Below are 16441 nucleotides of genomic sequence, written 5' to 3' on the forward strand. Positions count from 1 at the left end.
CCATGTTCGTCGGCTTCCACGGCACCTTCCTCGTCCAGCACTGGCTCGGTGCGGAAGGCATGCTGCGCCGGATCCCCGACTATCTGGCCGCCGATGGTTTCACCACTCTCAACACGGTCTCCAGCATCTTCTCCTTCCTCCTCGGGCTCTCTCTCCTGCCCTTCCTCTACAACGTCTGGAAGACCGCGAAGTACGGTGAGAAGGTCACCGTCGACGACCCGTGGGGCTACGGCCGTTCGCTGGAGTGGGCGACGAGCTGCCCGCCGCCGCGGCACAATTTCCGTGCCCTGCCGCGTATTCGCTCCGAATCCCCGGCATTCGACCTGCACCACCCGGAAGTCGCATGAACATGGACATGAGCATGGACCGGGCCATCAATGAGATCGAGGGGTATCTCCTCTGGGAGGGGGAGAAGGACCGGGCGCGTATCCGCGCGGATGCCTTCTGTGCCGGTCTGCCCTGGCTGACCGACGCCCAGCGGCAGGAGGTGGCGTCGCGCTACTGCCGGGATCAGCGCAATGCGTCCCGGGAATTTCTGGAGCGCATTGCGGCCCGCAGCATCACGCTGCGGGCCGAATACGAAGGCGTCTACCTTGCGTTGCGAAGACGGCTGATCACCGCGTTCCTGGCCGGCGCACTGGCCGTGGTGGTGCTGGTGACCGCGACGGCCGTCAGCCTGGCGTCCCGTTGAACGAGGCGTCGGCCGGTGGTGCGTCAGCCGGTGACGGTGATCTGGGACGCGGGGTCCGTGGTGTCCGTGATCTTGTAGGTCGCGTTGAACGCCGAACTGGTCGCATTGGTCGGGCAGCCGAAACCGCCCTCCACCTTCACGGGCACCTTGGCGTCGGTGAAGGTGAGGGTGGACGGCGCGCCATTGGTCCAGGTGCCGTTCACCGTCGCCGCCGAGCCGGGCGCGGTGGTCACCGTGCAGGACGCCAGTCCAGTGGTCTTGAGGACGACTCCGCCGGAGGGGATGGTCAGCCCGGCGGTCGCCGGGGTTCCGTGCTGCATGGTCACACCCCAGGTGCCGGTCGAGGTGACCGTGGCATCGACTCCCGGCATGCTCGTCGTGCACGACTCGTAGGTCGCCGGGGTGGTGGAACTGCTCACCGGACCGGCCTCGTTGTGGTTACCGGGCGCGGCCGGCACCTGCCCGCTGGAGGCGGAGGTGGTGCAGGTGACGGTCACCGAACCGGCCTTGAAGGTGGCCTCGCCGGTGAGGGTGGCGGTAAAGCCGTGCCCCGCAGGGCTGACGGTGGTCGCGGCTGCGGCTGCGGCTGCGGCTGCGGCTGCGGCGGTGGCCGGCGTCCCGGCCGGATGTGCCGTGGCGGGGCTCGTCACGCCGAAGGCCAGCCCGAGGGCCGCGACGGCCCCGGTGCCGGCAGCGCATAAGGCGCGTCTTCGGGTGTGCCGCAAATGTGCGGACTGCTGCGTCGTCATCGTGCTGCCTTTCCAGAGGGGGTGGTACCGGACGTGGGGTGCGGCAGAGCGCCGGCCGCCGGCTGCCAGGCAAAGATCATCGAACCGCCGAGAATCCCGATGACCGTCCCGATCAGGAATCCGCCGAGGTTGGACATCACCAGCGCGGCCGCCGCACAGAGAACGGTCAAGACGCCCGCGATACCCCGATATTGCGGTGCGAACCACGCCGAGAGCCCCATCAGGATCATCACCAGTCCCATCAGCACCGACGGGATACCGGCGATGCCCTGTTGCAGCATGATCTTGAGCGGTGCCAGCGGGATGGCGCAGATCTCGGCGCCGGCGACGACGGCTGCCAGACCGCCCCAGAAGGGCCGCCCCTTCCGCCAGCGCCGCCAGGTCAGAAGCATTCCTTCGAGCCCTTGGAGACCTTCATGCTCAGCCCGGAGAGCTTGAACGTCCCCGCGTTGGTGGCCCAGGCGGTCTGCCGCAGCTTGGTGATGGTGACGTCGTCGGCCTGCTGGGCGAAGAGGTCCTGCAGGCCCTGGGCGTTGCTCGGTCCCTTGTTCAGGGTGGAGGCGTCCCGGCCGATCTCGATGTTGCGGAAGGACGCGTTACCGGCGAGCTGGGTGGCGTCCACGAAGAGGTTGGTCGCCTCGACGGGTGTGTCGCCCGTACCGGCGCTGAGATTGAGCGAGATGTCGCCGATGACGGGCAGATGCGTGACCACCGACTGGCACAGATGGCTCATCCGGGCCGTCTTGATGGCGGTCACCGCGACCGGCAGGAGGTCACCTCTGGCATTGCGGTCGATGCTGCCGTACTGGGCGAAACCGTCGCCTTTGAGGCTGTCGGCGGACACCTTGAACTGCTGTCCTGATACGGCGAACGACGCCGCGAGGGCCCCGTTGGCCAGAGCGATGCCCAGCGCCGCGGTACCGGCGAGGGCCGGGACGGCCAGCACGGCGAACCTCCGCCAGCTGATGCGTCCCGTGACGGGTCTGCCCTGAGAGTCCTTCATGGTGTGGGTCCCCTTCGAAGAGCGTGGAGCGCGCACCGTCGTTACCCATGGGGAGGTGCGCTACCTACGGGGGTAATGGGTGTAAGCGGGCATGGGGGGTATGAGGGCCTGCGACTGCCACGAGCCGCGAACGAGCCCACCAACGAGCTGTGAACAAGTTGCGGACGAGCTGCCAACAAGCTGCGAACTGCCGCGTGTTACTTGCGAGTTAAAGGTAGGTCCGCCCATGAAGGCTGGCAAGGTTGAGTGACGAACCGATTTCGGACAGACCGCGACCCGTCCGCCCGCCCTCTCCCGCACTCCCACACCCCCGCTCTCCCGCTCTCCGCCGTGGGGTCGTGGGACGCGTCAGCCGTAACGCACCCGTAGCTCCTTGACGCCGTTGAGCCACGCCGAGCGCAGCCGCCGGGGCCGGCCCGCCAGGGATATCCCGGGCATGGCGTCCGCGATGGCGTGGAAGATCAGGTTGATCTCCAGGATCGCCAGGGACTTGCCGAGGCAGTAGTGCGGTCCGCCGCCCCCGAACCCCAGATGCGGATTGGGGTCGCGCAGGATGTCGAAGACCTCCGGACGGTCGAAGACCTCCGGATCGTTGTTGGCGGAGGCGTAGAAGATCCCCACCCGCTGTCCCCTCCTGATCCGCGCGCCGCCCAGTTCGGTGTCCTGGGTGGCGGTGCGCTGGAAGGAGACCACCGGGGTCGCCCAGCGCACGATCTCCTCGGCCGCCGTCTCCGGCCGCTCGCGCTGGTAGAGCTCCCATTGCCCTGGGTGGGTGAGGAACGCGTGCATCCCATGGGTGATGGCGTTACGCGTCGTCTCGTTTCCGGCCACCGCCAGCAGCAGCACGAAGAAACCGAATTCGTCGGAGCCGAGATTCCCCTCGTGCTCGGCCGCCACCAGCTGACTGACGATGTCCCGCGCCGGACACTCCTTGCGCGCCGTGGCGAGGTTCATCGCGTACGAGATGAGCTCCATCGCCGCGTCGGCGCCGACCTCCTGGGTGATGGCCAGTTCGGGATCGTCGTACGCGACCATCTTGTTGGACCAGTCGAAGATGCGGGCCCGGTCGTCCTGGGGGACGCCGATGAGTTCCGCGATCGCCTGGAGGGGGAGTTCGCAGGCCACGTCGGTGACGAAGTCCCCGGTGCCGCTGTCCCGCGCCGTGGCGACGATATGTTCCGCCCGTCGGCGCAGCGCCTCCTCCAGGGCGCGGATGGAGCGCGGGGTGAAGCCCCGCTGCACTATCTGGCGGACCCGGGTGTGCTCCGGCGGGTCCATGTTCAGCATGATCAGCTTCTGTGCGTCGATCTGGTCGCGGGGCATCGACGCGTTGAAGCGGATGATCGAGGTGTTGAGGTTGGCGGAGAACAGCTCCGGCCTGGTGGACACCTCTTTGACGTCCTGATGGCGCGTGACGGCCCAGTAGCCGTCGTCGTCGAAGCCGGCGATGCCGTGCGGCTGCGCGTTCCACCACACGGGCGCGGTCTGCCGCAGCTGGGCGAACTCGGGGAGCGGGACGCGGGACTGGTAGACGTCGGGATCGGTGAGATCGAACCCCTCGGGCAGCGCTGGGCATGGCATCGGCGGCTCCTGGTCCGTGGCTCCGGCTCCGTCCGGCGCACCTGACGTACCGTCAGGCGAACGGAGGTCGCGGTGAAGGTAGTAACGCGTTCCGCAAGTGGCAAGGGGCTTGCCTGCCTCTTGCGCCCCGGAGGGCGGCTCACGAGACTGTTCGCACAACTAGAACGCGTACTAGTTCTTCTTCCGTGGGTGCCGGGACGCCCTCGGACGCGAGGAGAGGACGAGTCAGTCATGGCCGCGGAACCCGTCATCGTCGAAGCAGTACGCACCCCGATCGGCAAGCGCGGTGGTGCGCTCGCCAACCTCCACCCCGCCTACCTCCTGGGGGAGACGTACCGCGAACTCCTCGCCCGTACCGGCATCCAGCCCGACTGCGTCGAGCAGATCGTCGGCGGCACCGTCACCCATGCTGGTGAACAGTCCATGAACCCGGCCCGCAACGCCTGGCTGACCATGGGCCTCCCGTACGAGACCGCGGCGACCACCGTGGACTGCCAGTGCGGCTCCTCCCAGCAGGCCAACCACATGGTCGCCAACATGATCGCGGCCGGGGTCATCGACATCGGCATCGGCTGCGGCGTCGAGGCGATGTCCCGGGTGCCGCTGGGCAGCGGTTCCAAGCACGGTCCCGGCAGGCCCTGGCCCGAAGAGTGGAACGTCGATCTGCCCAACCAGTTCGAGGCCGCCGAACGCATCGCCCGCCACCGGGGGCTGACCCGTGAGAACGTCGACTCGCTCGGCCTGATCTCGCAGGAGCGGGCGGCCGTCGCCTGGGCCGAGGAGCGCTTCAAGCGGGAGACCTACGCCGTCCAGGTCCCCACCACCGAGGACGAACAGGCCGCGGGCCAGGGCATGTGGCGGCTGGTCGACCGCGACGAGGGGTTGCGCGACACCAGTATGGAGGCGCTGGGCGGACTCAAACCCGTGATGCCGACCGCCGTCCACACGGCCGGCAACTCCTCGCAGATCTCCGACGGTGCCGCCGCGGTGATGTGGGCCTCCAAGCGGATGGCGCGCGCCCTGAGGCTCACCCCGCGGGCCCGCATCGTGGCCCAGGCACTGGTCGGCTCCGATCCGCACTTCCACCTGGACGGCCCGATCGACGCCACCCGCGCGGTACTCGGCAAGGCCGGGATGTCGCTCAAGGACATCGACCTCGTCGAGATCAACGAAGCCTTCGCCGCCGTGGTGCTCTCCTGGGCGCGGGTCTTCGAGCAGGACCTGGAGAAGGTGAACGTCAACGGCGGAGCCATCGCCCTCGGTCACCCGGTCGGCGCCACCGGCGCCCGGCTCCTCACCACCGCCCTGCACGAACTGGAGCGCACGGACAAGGAGTTCGCCCTGATCACCATGTGCGCGGGCGGAGCACTGGCCACGGCGACGATCATTCAGCGGCTCTGAGCGGCGTCTCCCCCTGGAGGGTCTCAGGGACGGGCGGCCACCAGCAGGTCGACCACGTAGGTCTCTGCCACCCTCTCGTCAGGGAAGAGCCGGCGCAGGTGGTCGCGCTCCCTGGCGAGGAAGGCGTTGTTGTCGGCGGCGTCGAGGACGAGGAACGCCGAGCGGCTGCTGATGTTGGCGAGATGGGTGTCGAGGGGGACCGTGCGGCTCCAGCGCACCTGGCGGCGCGCGACACGGAGATCTGCCAGGCCGGCCAGCCGGACGGCATCGCCGTCGTCGGGGCGGGGGCGCCCGGAACGCGGCGTCCCTCCGCAGTGGGCGGCGACGCGCTCGTCCTGGGCGGCGATCCACGGGACGTCGAAGGCGCTGGTGTTCCACCAGACCGCGAGCGCGCCGCCGGGACGCAGGACGCGCAGCGCCTCGGGGACGGAGCGGGCGGTGTCGGTCCAGTGCCAGGACTGTGCGTAGGTGATCAGGTCCTGGGAGGCGTCGGCGAGCGGCAGGGCATTGCCGTCGCCCCGGACGACCGGCACATCCGGGAGCGCCTCGCGGAACTGGGCGGCCATGGTGCCGCCCGGCTCGACGGCGATCACCCGTGCGCCGCGCTCCCGCAGGAGGGCGGTGGCGATGCCGGTGCCGGCGCCGATGTCGGCGACGCGGCAGTCCGCGAGCGGGCGGCCGATGAACTCCTCGACCGAGGCGAACAGCGCCGGCGGATAGGACGGCCGGCTCGCCGCGTACTGGGCGGCGGCGGTGTTGAACGCATGGGCGCGTGGTGTGGGGGTCATCTCCTCATCTTGGCGGAAGGCCGCGTTATGGACGGCGGCCCGCGTTATGGCGGAGGCGGAGGAGAGGACGGACGGAACGTCGCGGGCACATCGAAGGCGGCGCGGCGGGTGGCGCGGCGCAGGGCCTTGAGGATGGTGCCGCCCAGGGTGAAGGTGAGGATCACGGTGACCACGGCCCGGGGAAGGTCCCAGCCGAGGGACGTGGCGAGGCAGTAGGCGATATAGCGGGCGAGGTTCTGATCGAGCGGGTCGCCGGGGACGAAGGAGACGCCCGAAGCCATACCGGCAATATAGGGCCAGCCCTGGAGGTTCATGATCACGCCGTAGAGCACGGCGGCGACCGCGCCGTACGCGGCGAGCATGACCAGTTCGCGGCGCCCACGCAGCCGGTCGGACCCCGGCAGCAGGCCGGCGCCCATCGACACCCACCCCATCGTCAGCATCTGGAACGGCATCCAGGGGCCGACGCCACCGGTCAGCAGTGCCGAGGCGAACATCGCCACGGAACCCAGCACGAAGCCAAAGCCGGGGCCGAGCACCCGGCCCGACAGCACCAGCAGGAAGAACATCGGCTCGATACCGGCCGTCCCCGCGCCCAGCGGGCGCAACGCCGCTCCGGCCGCCGCCAGCACGCCGAGCATCGCGATGGCCTTCGCATCCAGGCCGGTGTCGGCGATGGTCGCCACCACCACGGCGAGCAGCATCGGCAGCAGCGCGGCGAACAGCCAGGGCGCGTCCTGGGAATGGGCGAGCCCGGACGCGGAGTCGGCGAGCAGCGGCCACCCGAAAGCCATCACGCCGGTGACCGAGACCAGGGCCAGCGCGGCGACGGAGCGGGGCCCGAGCCGTACGGGTCGGGTACTCATCCGGTGGCCTCCAGGGCGCGCGCGACCTGAGGAACGGTCAGCCAGGGCAGCGGCGCCAGCACCTTGGCGACCTGCGGGGCGAAGGAGGGAGAGGAGACCACGACCTCGTCGGTGGGCCCGTCGGCGACGATCTCACCGTCCGCGAGGATCACCACGCGGTGCGCCAGTTCGGCGGCGAGCTCCACATCATGGGTGGCCAGGACGATGGCGTGGCCCTCGGCCGCCAGGTCGCGCAGCACCTCGGTCAGGCGGGCCTTGGCGGCGTAGTCCAGACCACGGGTGGGCTCGTCGAGGAGGAGCAGCGGCGGGCGGGCGGTCAGTACGACGGCGAGGGCGAGGGCGAGCCGCTGGCCCTCGGACAGGTCACGGGGGTGGACGGAGTCCGGCACATCGGGCAGCAGCCTGCCGACCAGAGTCCGGCAGCTGCCGGCGGGCGCGCCCGCGTCCTGGTCGGCCGCGGCGCACTCGGCGGCGACGGTGTCGGCGTAGAGGAGGTCGCGGGGTTCCTGCGGAACGAGGCCGACGTGCCGCAGCAGGGTGCGGGGGCTGGTGCGGTGCGGTACGGCACCACCGACCCGTACCGACCCGGAGGACGGCTGGTGCATGCCGACGAGCGTGCCGAGGAGGGTGGACTTCCCCGCACCGTTGCGGCCCATCAGCGCGATGGTCTCGCCGGCCCGGACCGTCAGGTCCACCCGGTGCAGTGCGTCGATCCGCTCCCGGCGGACACCGAGCCCGGAAACCTCCGCGACGGGGCCCGTGGGGGCCTGTGCGGCGGAGTCCGTGGGGGCCTGTGCGGCGCTGCCGCCGTCGGGCACGTCCGGCGCCGGCACCGGCACCGGCCCTGACACCGGCACCGGACGCAGCCGCTCGCGGAGCGGGGCGGCCTTGCGGCGGGCGTCGCGGACGGAGAGCGGCAGGGGGGACCACCGTGCCAGCCGGCCCAGGGCCACCACGGGGGGATGGACGGGAGAGACGGCCATGACGTCGGCCGGGGCGCCCATGACCGGGGGTGCGCCGGGGGAGGGGAGGAGAATGACCTGGTCGGCGTACTGAACCACGCGTTCCAGGCGGTGCTCGGCCAGGAGGACGGTGGTTCCCAGGTCGTGGACCAGGCGCTGGAGTACGGAGAGCACTTCTTCGGCGGCAGCCGGGTCGAGGGCCGAGGTCGGCTCGTCGAGGACCAGGACCTTGGGGTGCGTGGTGAGCACCGAACCGATCGCCACCCGCTGCATCTGGCCGCCCGAGAGGGTGCTGAGGGCACGGTCGCGCAGCTCGGCGAGGCCCAGCAGGTCCAGGGTTTCCTCGACGCGGCGGCGCATCACATCAGGGGCGAGGCCGAGCGACTCCATGCCGTAGGCGAGTTCGTCCTCGACGGTGTCGGTGACGAAGTGGGACAGCGGGTCCTGGCCCACGGTGCCGACGACATCGGCGAGTTCACGCGGTCGGTGGGTGCGGGTGTCGCGGCCGTCGACGGTGACGCGGCCGTGCAGGGTGCCGCCGGTGAAGTGCGGGACGAGACCGCAGACGGTGTTCAGGAGCGTCGACTTGCCCACGCCGGAGGGGCCGACCAGGAGGCAGAGTTCGCCCTCGGGGACGATCAGATCGATGCCCTGGACGGCCGGCCCGGCGGCGTCGCCGTACGTGACCGAGACCTGCTCGAACCGGATCACTGGGTGGGCTCCTTCTTGTGCCGCTCGTACGTCTCGGGCTTCTCGTGCGTGCCGGGCTTCTCGTACTTCTCGTGCGTCCCGGGCTTCTCGTGCCTCTTCTGCTTCCCGCGCTGGGCGGATTCGGCGCGTGCCACGGCCGGGCGCGGGGCCGGTGCCACGACCGCCGGGAGCAGCCCGAGAAGGACGGCCGCGGCCGGCCAGAGGGGGAGGACGGGAGCGGTGAGGGGCACCGCGGGCGGGTGCAGGGCGGCGGGTGCGCAGGCGTTGGCCCAGATCATCGCGGCGGCCACGGCGACACCGGAGCCCGCGACGAGGCAGGCGCGCGGACCCCAGCGCTCCGGGCGGTAGCGGGTACGGACCGAGCGGCGGCCGCCGAGCCACAGTCCGCCGAGGGCCGCGGCCAGTCCGCCCAGCAGCAGCGGCAGCCCGTAGCCGCCCCCGGCGTCGCCCAGCAGGCCGTAGGTACCCGCGCAGATGCCGAGCAGCCCGCCGAGGGTGAGCGCGGACGTGGTGTGCCGTACGGCGCGCGGCACCCGTGCGCTCCGGCCGTAGCCGCGGGCGTCCATCGCCGCGGCCAGCGCCACCGAGCGTTCCAGCGCGCCCTCCAGCACCGGCAGGCCGACCTGGAGCAGCGCCTTGAACCCGCGGTCGGGGCGGCCGCGCAGCCGGCGGGCGGCGCGCAGCCGCTGGACGTCGGCGACCAGGTTCGGCGCGAAGGTCATGGCGACCACGACCGCCACGCCGGCCTCGTACAGCGCGCCCGGCAGGGACTTCAGCAGCCGGGCCGGGTTGGCGAGCGCGTTGGCGGCGCCGACGCAGATCAGGAGGGTGGCCAGCTTCAGCCCCTCGTACAGCGTGAAGACCATGCCCTCCGCGGTGACCCGGCCGCCGAGCCGGACGCCCTGGGCCCAGTCCGGAAGGGGCGCTTCGGGCAGCGTGAACAGGGTGTGGGTACCGGGAACGGGGGTGCCGAGAACGACCCCGAAGACCAGCCGGATGGCGATCACGACCAGGCCGAGCTTGACGAACGCGCCGTACGAACGGGCCCACGGCGCATCCGTACGGCGCGCCGCGACCACATAGCCGGCCACTCCCACCAGGAGTCCCAGCAGCAGCGGGTTGGTGGTGCGGGAGGCCGCGGTGGCCAGGCCGAGCGCCCACAGCCACCAGGCGCCGGCGTGCAGCGCGGTGGTACGGGTCGCCTGCGGGGCGCTCATCCGCGCCGGCGGCGCGCCTGCCACCCGGCCGCCGCGCCCAGTACGACGACGGCCGCGACACCGCCGAGCAGTCCGGCGGACGGCCCGTCGTCGGTACCGGAGCCCGCGCCCCCGGTGCCGTCACCGCTCGCCTTGGAGCCGGAGGCATCGGCTCCCTCGGTTCCTTCTGCCTCCTCGGCTCCCTCGGCGCCCTTCGAGCCGCTGCCCTTCGCCCCGCCGGATCCGTTCACCTGGTCCCCACAGCCCGCCTTCGGGAAGCCGGCGATGGCGCACAGCAGCGCGCTGGAGTCGTAGCGCAGCGGCGGCGCGACCGCGGCCAGCGCTTCGCCCGCCGAGGCGTCCTCGGGCACCTGGGCGCACTCCGTCCGGGTCTTCGGCGGCCGCTCGCCGTCCGGCGCGTCCGTGGCGGTGCCGAAGTCGATGACGACGCCGATCCGCTTACGGCCGTCCTTGGCAGGGGTATCGCGGCAGATCGCGTCGAAGTCCGCGGCGGTGCGCGGCGTGCCGGCCGCCGCGGAGTCGGCGCTGACGGTGAAGCGGAAGCCCTCGACCGTGCCATCGGCCGGCCGTACGGTGCCTGGCCCCGCGGTGGCGTACGTCCAGGATCCGGAGCCGCTCGGGCCACTGCCGCCCTTGGCGTCCGCACCCTGCCAGAAGGACCAGTAGCGGTACTCCTGGGCCTGGGCCGGCCCGGCGCCCAGACCGACGGCCGCACCGGCCAGCAGCAGCGTCCCGAAGCCCCGCCCGAGAGGCGTCAGCCGAGTCCGCCGAGTCCGCCGAGTCCGCTGGTGTCGCTGAGTCCGCCGCGTCCGCCACATCGGCCGCGCAAGCCGCGTCATCCGCATCAGAGGTCGTTCTTCTTCCTGCGGCCGCTCAGCAGGAAGCCGACGCCGGCACCGATGGCGAGCCCGACGCCGATGACCCACCAGAAGCCGAAGCCACCGCCGCTGCCCTGGGAGTCCTCGGACGCGTCCGCCCCCTCGGCGCCCTTCCCGTTCACCGCCGCCGGCTTGGGGCCGGTCGCGTTCAGCGCGGCGACCAGGTCCGTACCGCCGAACGCCCGCGGGTCGCTACCGGTGGCGTGCGCGGCGAGTACGAGCTGGGCATACGCGGCCGGGCCGTTCTGCTCGGCCCAGTCCGCCGCGTTCCGCTCCAGCCACTTCAGCGGCTTCCGGGCCGCGCTGCCGTGCCCGCCGGCGGCCAGCGCGACCACGGCATCGGCGGTGTTGCCGACATCGGGCTGCTTCTCCTGGCCCGGCATCGCGGAGGGCAGGTGCTGCTCGTTCGCGTCGAGCTGTGCGACGAGGTAGGCGGCCCCGGCGTCGGCCGCCCGGTCCCGCCCCGCGGTCCCCTCCTGCTTGCCTTCCTCGCAGCTCAGCGGCTTGACCGGGGTGTCCGCGCGGTCACCGGCCGGCGGTACGACGAAGCCCATGCCGAGCAGGCCGGTGGCGGCGGCCGCCGTGGCGTCCGCGTTCGGCGCCGCTCCCTTCAGCTGGAAGGTGAAGGCGCCCCGCTCGCCCTCCTTGGCGTCGCAGCCCAGCTGGAAGGTGAGCAGCCCGTCGTACGGGTTCTTGCCGCCCTTCGCGGACGTGACGGACTCCGCCTTCTCACCGGCCACCGTGAGCGCGCCGATGACCACCGAGGTGGAGTTGGCGTCGCTGGGCGAGCCGGGCATCGAGCTCCAGCCGCCGTCGTCGTTCTGCACCGACTTCAGCCAGTCCAGGGCCTTCTTGACGGTGTCGCCGTGCCCGCCGAGGGCGGCCAGCGCCTGCACCGCGGCGGCCGTCTGGTTGGTGTCCCGCATCGTCTTGGCGTCACACGGCTTGCCCGGCTCGGCACGGAAGGCGGCGAACGAGCCGTCCGCACACTGCTGCCCGGCCAGCCAGTCCACGGCCGGCGCCGCGGGCCGTACGCCCACCGTGTGCTGCGCCAGCAGCGCCAGCGACTGCCGCCAGACGCCGTCGTACTGCGGGTCCTTCGTGCCGTACAGCCCGCTCGGCAGCTTGCCGGCCGACGGGGACGGCGACGGAGCGTCCGCGAACGCGGCGGGCGCCGCGGCCGTGCCCAGCACCGCCACGGCAGCCAGCGCCGTGGCGGCGCGGCGTGCCAGGAAGGCGACGGGGTGCGTCAGCGGAGCCTGGGGAGCCATGGAAGCCATGGGGGCCATCGGGTCGGTGCCTCTCGGGTCGGGTCGCGGCGGTGGTACGGAGCCGCGCTCGGCAGGCCGCGCGCGCCGATCCTGCGATCGGGCGCGCGAGGACACCGGGCTCAGCTCCGCATACCTCGACGGTGCCGCGCACCGGGCCGTCCGCCCGGGTGGGCGGCCTCCGGATCCGGTGGCGGGAGCCTTGGTCGTGCCCCATCGGGTGCTCCGGCTCGTACGGCGGGGGCACCGCCTGGTGCGCACCGCCGTCCTTACGGTTGCGGGTCAGCGCCGGATTTCCACCGGCTTTCCCCGATCAGGTACGGATGAAGTTGTCCCGCACACCTTAACCGGCGCCAGGTGTGCGCTCGCCCGCACGTATGAGCCGACCACGGGCATCAGGCATCAGACATCGAGTATCGGGCATTTTGCACATTCCAGGCATTTCGGGATTAGCGGATTGAGTGGTCGAGCGCTCGCCGCTCTCGTCATGGACTCCTGTAACTAGAACTGGTATCAGTTCTGACGCGGTACGGAGCACCGGCGTCGGACAGCGGCCAACCCGCAGGAGGCGGCAGCGATGAGCGACCTCGTCGAGCACGGAAAGCTCTACATAGGCGGTGAGTTGGCCGATCCGGCCGGCCGGGACACGATCGAGGTCGTGTCGCCGCACACCGAACAGGTCATCGGCCGGGTCCCGCACGCCTCGCGGGCCGATGTCGACCGCGCGGTGGACGCCGCCCGTACGTCGTTCGAGTCCGGAGTGTGGTCGAACGCTCCGCTGGCCGACCGGATCACGGTGGTGACCCGCATCAAGGACGCGCTCGCGGCGCGCAGCGAGGAGGTCGCCAGGATCATCAGCTCCGAGAACGGCACCCCGGTCACCTCCGGCCTCATGGTGCAGGCGCTGGCCTCGGTGCTGGCCTGGGACGCGGCACTGACCGTGGCCCGCGACTTCTCGTTCGAAGAGCGGCGGGACGGTGTGCTGGGGCCGATTCTCGTACGCCGGGAGCCGGTCGGTGTGGTCGCGGCCGTGGTGCCGTGGAACGTCCCGCAGTTCACCGCCGCCGCCAAGCTCGCACCGGCGCTGCTGGCCGGCTGTTCGGTGGTGCTGAAGGTGTCGCCGGAGACCCCGCTGGACGCGTACCTCCTCGCGGGGATCGTGACCGGGGCCGGGCTGCCGCCGGGTGTGCTGTCGATCCTCCCGGCGGACCGCGAGGTCAGCGAGTACCTGGTCGGGCATCCGGGTGTGGACAAGGTGTCGTTCACCGGCTCGGTCGCGGCCGGCAAACGGGTCATGGCGGTCGCCGCCCGCAACCTCAGCCGGGTCACCCTCGAACTCGGCGGCAAGTCCGCGGCGTTGATCCTGCCCGACGCGGATCTGGACGCCGCGGTGGCCGGCATCGTGCCGTTCGCCTGGATGATCAACGGCCAGGCCTGTGTGGCCCAGACCCGGATCCTCGCGCCGCGCAGCCGCTATGACGAGATCGCCGAACGCTTCACCGCGGCGGCCGCCGCACTCACCGTCGGCGACCCACTGGATCCGGCCACCGAGGTCGGACCGCTGGTCGCCCGCCGCCAGCAGCAGCGCTCGCTGGACTACATCGCCCTCGGCAGGCGGGAAGGCGCCAAGGTCCTCACCGGCGGCGGCCGTCCCAAGGAGCGGACCACCGGCTGGTACGTCGAGCCGACCCTCTTCGGCGAGGTCGCCAACTCCATGCGGATCGCCCGCGAGGAGATCTTCGGCCCGGTCATCTGCCTGCTGCCGTACGAGGACGAGGCGGAGGCGGTCCGGATCGCCAACGACTCCGACTACGGGCTCTCCGGCTCGGTCTGGACCGCCGACGTCGAGCACGGCACCGGCATCGCCCGGCAGGTGCGTACCGGTACGTACTCGGTGAACACCTTCAGCATCGACCTGCTGGGCCCGTTCGGGGGCTACAAGAACTCCGGCATCGGCCGGGAGTTCGGCCCCGAGGGCTTCGGCGAGTACTTGGAGCACAAGATGATCCATCTGCCGGTGGGTGCCTGATGGCGGACCGCTGGCGGGTGGCGGTGGACCGGAGGGTGTGCATCGGGTCGGGGATGTGCGTCGCCATGGCACCGGACGGCTTCCGGCTGGGCCCGGCCCGTCAGTCGCACCCCACGGCGACGGAGACGGACGCCGCGGAGAGCCTGCTGGCGGCGGCCGAGGGCTGTCCGGTGGAGGCGATCGCCCTCACCGCCGCCGACAGCGGTGCGGCGGTCTTCCCTCCTGAGGAGTGACCTGAGGAGCGAGGGGTTTGGGGGGAGCGGGCACGGGCGAGGGCCGGTACCGGCGAGGGCCGGAGCGGTGCGGCAGAATCCACGTATGCGTGTAGTGATCCTGTGCGGTGGCGAGAGTTCGGAGCGAGACGTCTCCTTGGCCTCGGGCTGGTCGGTCGCCCGGGCCTCGCTGGAGCGGGGACACGAGGTGGTGCTGGTCGACCCGGCCGCCGAGGTGCCGGTTCTGGCCGGGCCGCTGCGCCCCGGTGACGCGGTCGACGGCGTCGGGGTGGGGAAGGAGCCGCCGTCCCTGCCGGACCGCCATCAGCTGCGGCGGCGCATGCACGCCGCCCTGACCGGCGGTCCGGTCCTGGAGCTGCTGCGCGGGGCCGAGTCGGTGTTCCTGGCGCTGCACGGCGGCTGGGGCGAGGACGGGCATGTGCAGGCGCTGCTGGAAATGGCCGGTGTGCGGTTCACCGGTGCGGACAGCGCGGCCTGCGCGGCGGCGTGGCACAAGGGGCGGGCGCAGGCGGTGCTGGGCGCCGCGGGCGTGCCGGTGGCCGAGCGGGTGCTGTGGCGGCCCGTGGCGGGTGAGGTGCCGCAGGACGTGCGGCGGCTGGTGGCGGCCGGACCGGTGGTGGCCAAGCCGGTCGCGGACGGTTCGAGTGTGTCGGTCCACCGGGTCGACTCGCTGTCACAGCTGGCGCGGGTCGCGGCCGAGGTGCACTCCGAAGGCGGTGAGCTGCTGGTGGAACCGTTCCTTCCGGGGCGGGAGTTCACCGTCGCCGTGGTCGGTGACCAGGTGCTCCCCGTGGTCGAGATCGAGCTGACGACGCCGTTGTTCGACTACACGGCCAAGTACCAGCCCGGGGCGGTCGACGAGGTGTGTCCGGCGCGGATTCCGGCCGACTTCGCCTCCCGGCTACAGGAGTTGGCGCTGCGCGCACATCGGGCGCTGGGCTTCGGCAGCGCCACGTACTCACGCGCCGACTTCCGCTGCGACGCCGACGGTGAGCCGATGTGCCTCGAGGTGAACGCGCTCCCGGGCCTGACCGCGACCAGCCTGGTGCCGCTCGCGGCGACCGGGGCCGGCTGGGCCTACCCCGACCTGATCCAGCGCATCGTGGACCTCGCGACGCGCTGAAGTACGCGGGCGGCCTGCCTTTGCCGCTACGGCTACCGCTACCGCTACCTCTGCCCCTGCTCCGGCGCCGTCACGTCGATGAGGCGGCAGACCGTCTCGATGTCTATCTTCACCTGGGCGATCGACGCGCGCCCCGACAGCCAGGTGATCAGCGCCGAGTGCCAGGTGTGCTCGATGACCCGGACCGCGGACAGCTGCTCGGGGGTGGCGGGCCCGTCCAGGCCCATCGCGTCGAGGATGATCGCCGTCGTCAGCCGGGAGACGGTGTCCACTTCGGGGCTCACCGACCGGTCCGCGAAGGTCAACGCGCGCACCATCGCATCGGCGAGATGCGGCTCGCGCTGCAGTGCGCGGAAGGCCCGCATCAGGGTCTGGGCGACCCGCGCGCCCGGCTCCCGCTCGGACGGCGGCCGCTTGCGCAGGGTCTCGTGCATGTGCTGGAGCTGGTCCTGCATGGTGGCGACCAGCAGATGCACCTTGGAGGGGAAGTAGCGGTAGAGGGTGCCGAGCGCGACGCCGGAGGATTCGGCGACCTCGCGCATCTGCACGGCGTCGAAGCCGCCACGGGACGCCAGCTTGGCGCTGGTGTGCAGGATGCGGCGGCGCCGGGCCTCCTGACGCTCGGTCAAGGGAGGACTCGCGGGAAGTGTCGGCCTGGCCGCCCTGGATTCCGTAGTCATATTTCCCATTCCATGGCATTCCGTCCGCGATGCGGTGAGTGCCGGTGCTGTGATCGGCACAGCATGGCAGGGGTGCGGGTGGTGGCGCGAATCACCTGGTGCGGCACTTCTCGCATCGTTCTCGGCCGGTAGATTCGAAGCTCGGTGAACTGGTCGGTAGCTGCCGGTGGCTCAGGGCCTGTCCTGGCTCAACAGCTCGGCAGTTCTGAAACTTGTTCTAGATTACCGCCAGCGGTTACGCTCCGGCGAAAGTCCAGCGAG

General features: G+C 71.6%; 16 protein-coding genes, 1 pseudogene and 1 riboswitch. Of the genes and pseudogenes, 6 read left to right on the forward strand and 11 right to left on the reverse strand.

Features of this window, described 5'->3' with window-relative positions:
* Positions 1-347, forward strand: a pseudogene (locus tag AZE13_RS22725) (cytochrome ubiquinol oxidase subunit I); the annotation flags it as partial.
* Entirely contained in the window at positions 344-691 is a 348-nt protein-coding gene (locus tag AZE13_RS22730; RefSeq protein WP_258527931.1) for a hypothetical protein, read from the forward strand. The pseudogene AZE13_RS22725 and the gene AZE13_RS22730, both read left to right, overlap by 4 nt.
* Positions 692-714: 23 nt before the next feature.
* Here the strand turns inward: AZE13_RS22730 and AZE13_RS22735 are convergent, their stop codons facing one another.
* From AZE13_RS22735 to AZE13_RS22750, 4 genes are all read right to left on the reverse strand, one after another.
* Positions 715-1440: a hypothetical protein gene (locus tag AZE13_RS22735; RefSeq protein ID WP_079124280.1), complete on the reverse strand. Its 726-nt coding sequence runs from the start codon at positions 1438-1440 to the stop codon at positions 715-717.
* Entirely contained in the window at positions 1437-1832 is a 396-nt protein-coding gene (locus tag AZE13_RS22740) for a DUF6114 domain-containing protein (RefSeq protein ID WP_066935070.1), read from the reverse strand. Before AZE13_RS22740 ends, AZE13_RS22735 begins: the two co-directional genes overlap by 4 nt.
* Positions 1823-2443, reverse strand: a complete 621-nt coding sequence (locus AZE13_RS22745; protein ID WP_066935073.1) for a DUF6230 family protein — start codon at positions 2441-2443, stop codon at positions 1823-1825. The genes AZE13_RS22740 and AZE13_RS22745 overlap by 10 nt, the downstream gene beginning before the upstream one ends.
* A 348-nt stretch (positions 2444-2791) precedes the next feature.
* Entirely contained in the window at positions 2792-4024 is a 1233-nt protein-coding gene (locus AZE13_RS22750) for a cytochrome P450 (RefSeq protein ID WP_066935078.1), read from the reverse strand.
* A gap of 231 nt (positions 4025-4255) precedes the next feature.
* Between AZE13_RS22750 and AZE13_RS22755 the strand changes: the two genes are divergently transcribed.
* Positions 4256-5425 carry a steroid 3-ketoacyl-CoA thiolase gene (locus tag AZE13_RS22755; RefSeq protein WP_066935081.1) on the forward strand — a complete coding sequence of 390 codons (1170 nt, stop codon included), beginning with the start codon at positions 4256-4258 and terminating at the stop codon, positions 5423-5425.
* Positions 5426-5448: 23 nt separating this feature from the next.
* On the opposite strand, the gene AZE13_RS22760 is transcribed toward AZE13_RS22755, so the two are convergent.
* The 6 genes from AZE13_RS22760 to AZE13_RS22785 are packed head-to-tail and all read right to left on the reverse strand — an operon-like array spanning position 5449 to position 12127.
* A complete protein-coding gene (locus AZE13_RS22760) occupies positions 5449-6213 on the reverse strand; it encodes a class I SAM-dependent methyltransferase (protein ID WP_066935085.1) in 765 nt (254 codons plus the stop codon).
* Between the two features lie 44 nt (positions 6214-6257).
* The gene (locus AZE13_RS22765; protein ID WP_066935088.1) at positions 6258-7079 is read right to left on the reverse strand and encodes an ECF transporter S component; all 822 of its coding nucleotides are present in this window, start codon (positions 7077-7079) and stop codon (positions 6258-6260) included.
* Positions 7076-8752, reverse strand: coding sequence for an ABC transporter ATP-binding protein (locus AZE13_RS22770; RefSeq protein ID WP_066935091.1), 1677 nt, complete (start codon positions 8750-8752; stop codon positions 7076-7078). Before AZE13_RS22770 ends, AZE13_RS22765 begins: the two co-directional genes overlap by 4 nt.
* Entirely contained in the window at positions 8749-9969 is a 1221-nt protein-coding gene (locus AZE13_RS22775; protein ID WP_258527932.1) for an energy-coupling factor transporter transmembrane component T, read from the reverse strand. The genes AZE13_RS22770 and AZE13_RS22775 overlap by 4 nt, the downstream gene beginning before the upstream one ends.
* A complete protein-coding gene (locus AZE13_RS22780; protein WP_258527933.1) occupies positions 9966-10808 on the reverse strand; it encodes an SCO2322 family protein in 843 nt (280 codons plus the stop codon). Before AZE13_RS22780 ends, AZE13_RS22775 begins: the two co-directional genes overlap by 4 nt.
* Before the next feature lie 5 nt (positions 10809-10813).
* Positions 10814-12127 (reverse strand): prenyltransferase/squalene oxidase repeat-containing protein, encoded by a 1314-nt coding sequence (locus tag AZE13_RS22785; protein ID WP_066935094.1) that lies wholly within the window; start codon positions 12125-12127, stop codon positions 10814-10816.
* A 185-nt stretch (positions 12128-12312) separates the two neighbouring features.
* Positions 12313-12458: riboswitch (cobalamin riboswitch) on the reverse strand.
* Between the two features lie 234 nt (positions 12459-12692).
* Here AZE13_RS22785 and AZE13_RS22790 point away from each other — a divergent pair.
* From AZE13_RS22790 to AZE13_RS22800, 3 genes are all read left to right on the forward strand, one after another.
* Positions 12693-14144: an aldehyde dehydrogenase gene (locus AZE13_RS22790; protein ID WP_066935097.1), complete on the forward strand. Its 1452-nt coding sequence runs from the start codon at positions 12693-12695 to the stop codon at positions 14142-14144.
* Complete coding sequence (locus AZE13_RS22795; RefSeq protein ID WP_066935100.1) at positions 14144-14377, forward strand: ferredoxin; 234 nt, start codon at positions 14144-14146, stop codon at positions 14375-14377. Before AZE13_RS22790 ends, AZE13_RS22795 begins: the two co-directional genes overlap by 1 nt.
* Before the next feature lie 85 nt (positions 14378-14462).
* Positions 14463-15500, forward strand: a complete 1038-nt coding sequence (locus AZE13_RS22800) for a D-alanine--D-alanine ligase (RefSeq protein WP_066935103.1) — start codon at positions 14463-14465, stop codon at positions 15498-15500.
* Between the two features lie 44 nt (positions 15501-15544).
* On the opposite strand, the gene AZE13_RS22805 is transcribed toward AZE13_RS22800, so the two are convergent.
* Positions 15545-16180: a TetR family transcriptional regulator gene (locus AZE13_RS22805; RefSeq protein WP_066935106.1), complete on the reverse strand. Its 636-nt coding sequence runs from the start codon at positions 16178-16180 to the stop codon at positions 15545-15547.
* Positions 16181-16441 lie beyond the last annotated feature (261 nt).

The organism is Streptomyces sp. NBRC 110611, from assembly GCF_001590865.1.
GTDB lineage: Bacteria > Actinomycetota > Actinomycetes > Streptomycetales > Streptomycetaceae > Streptomyces.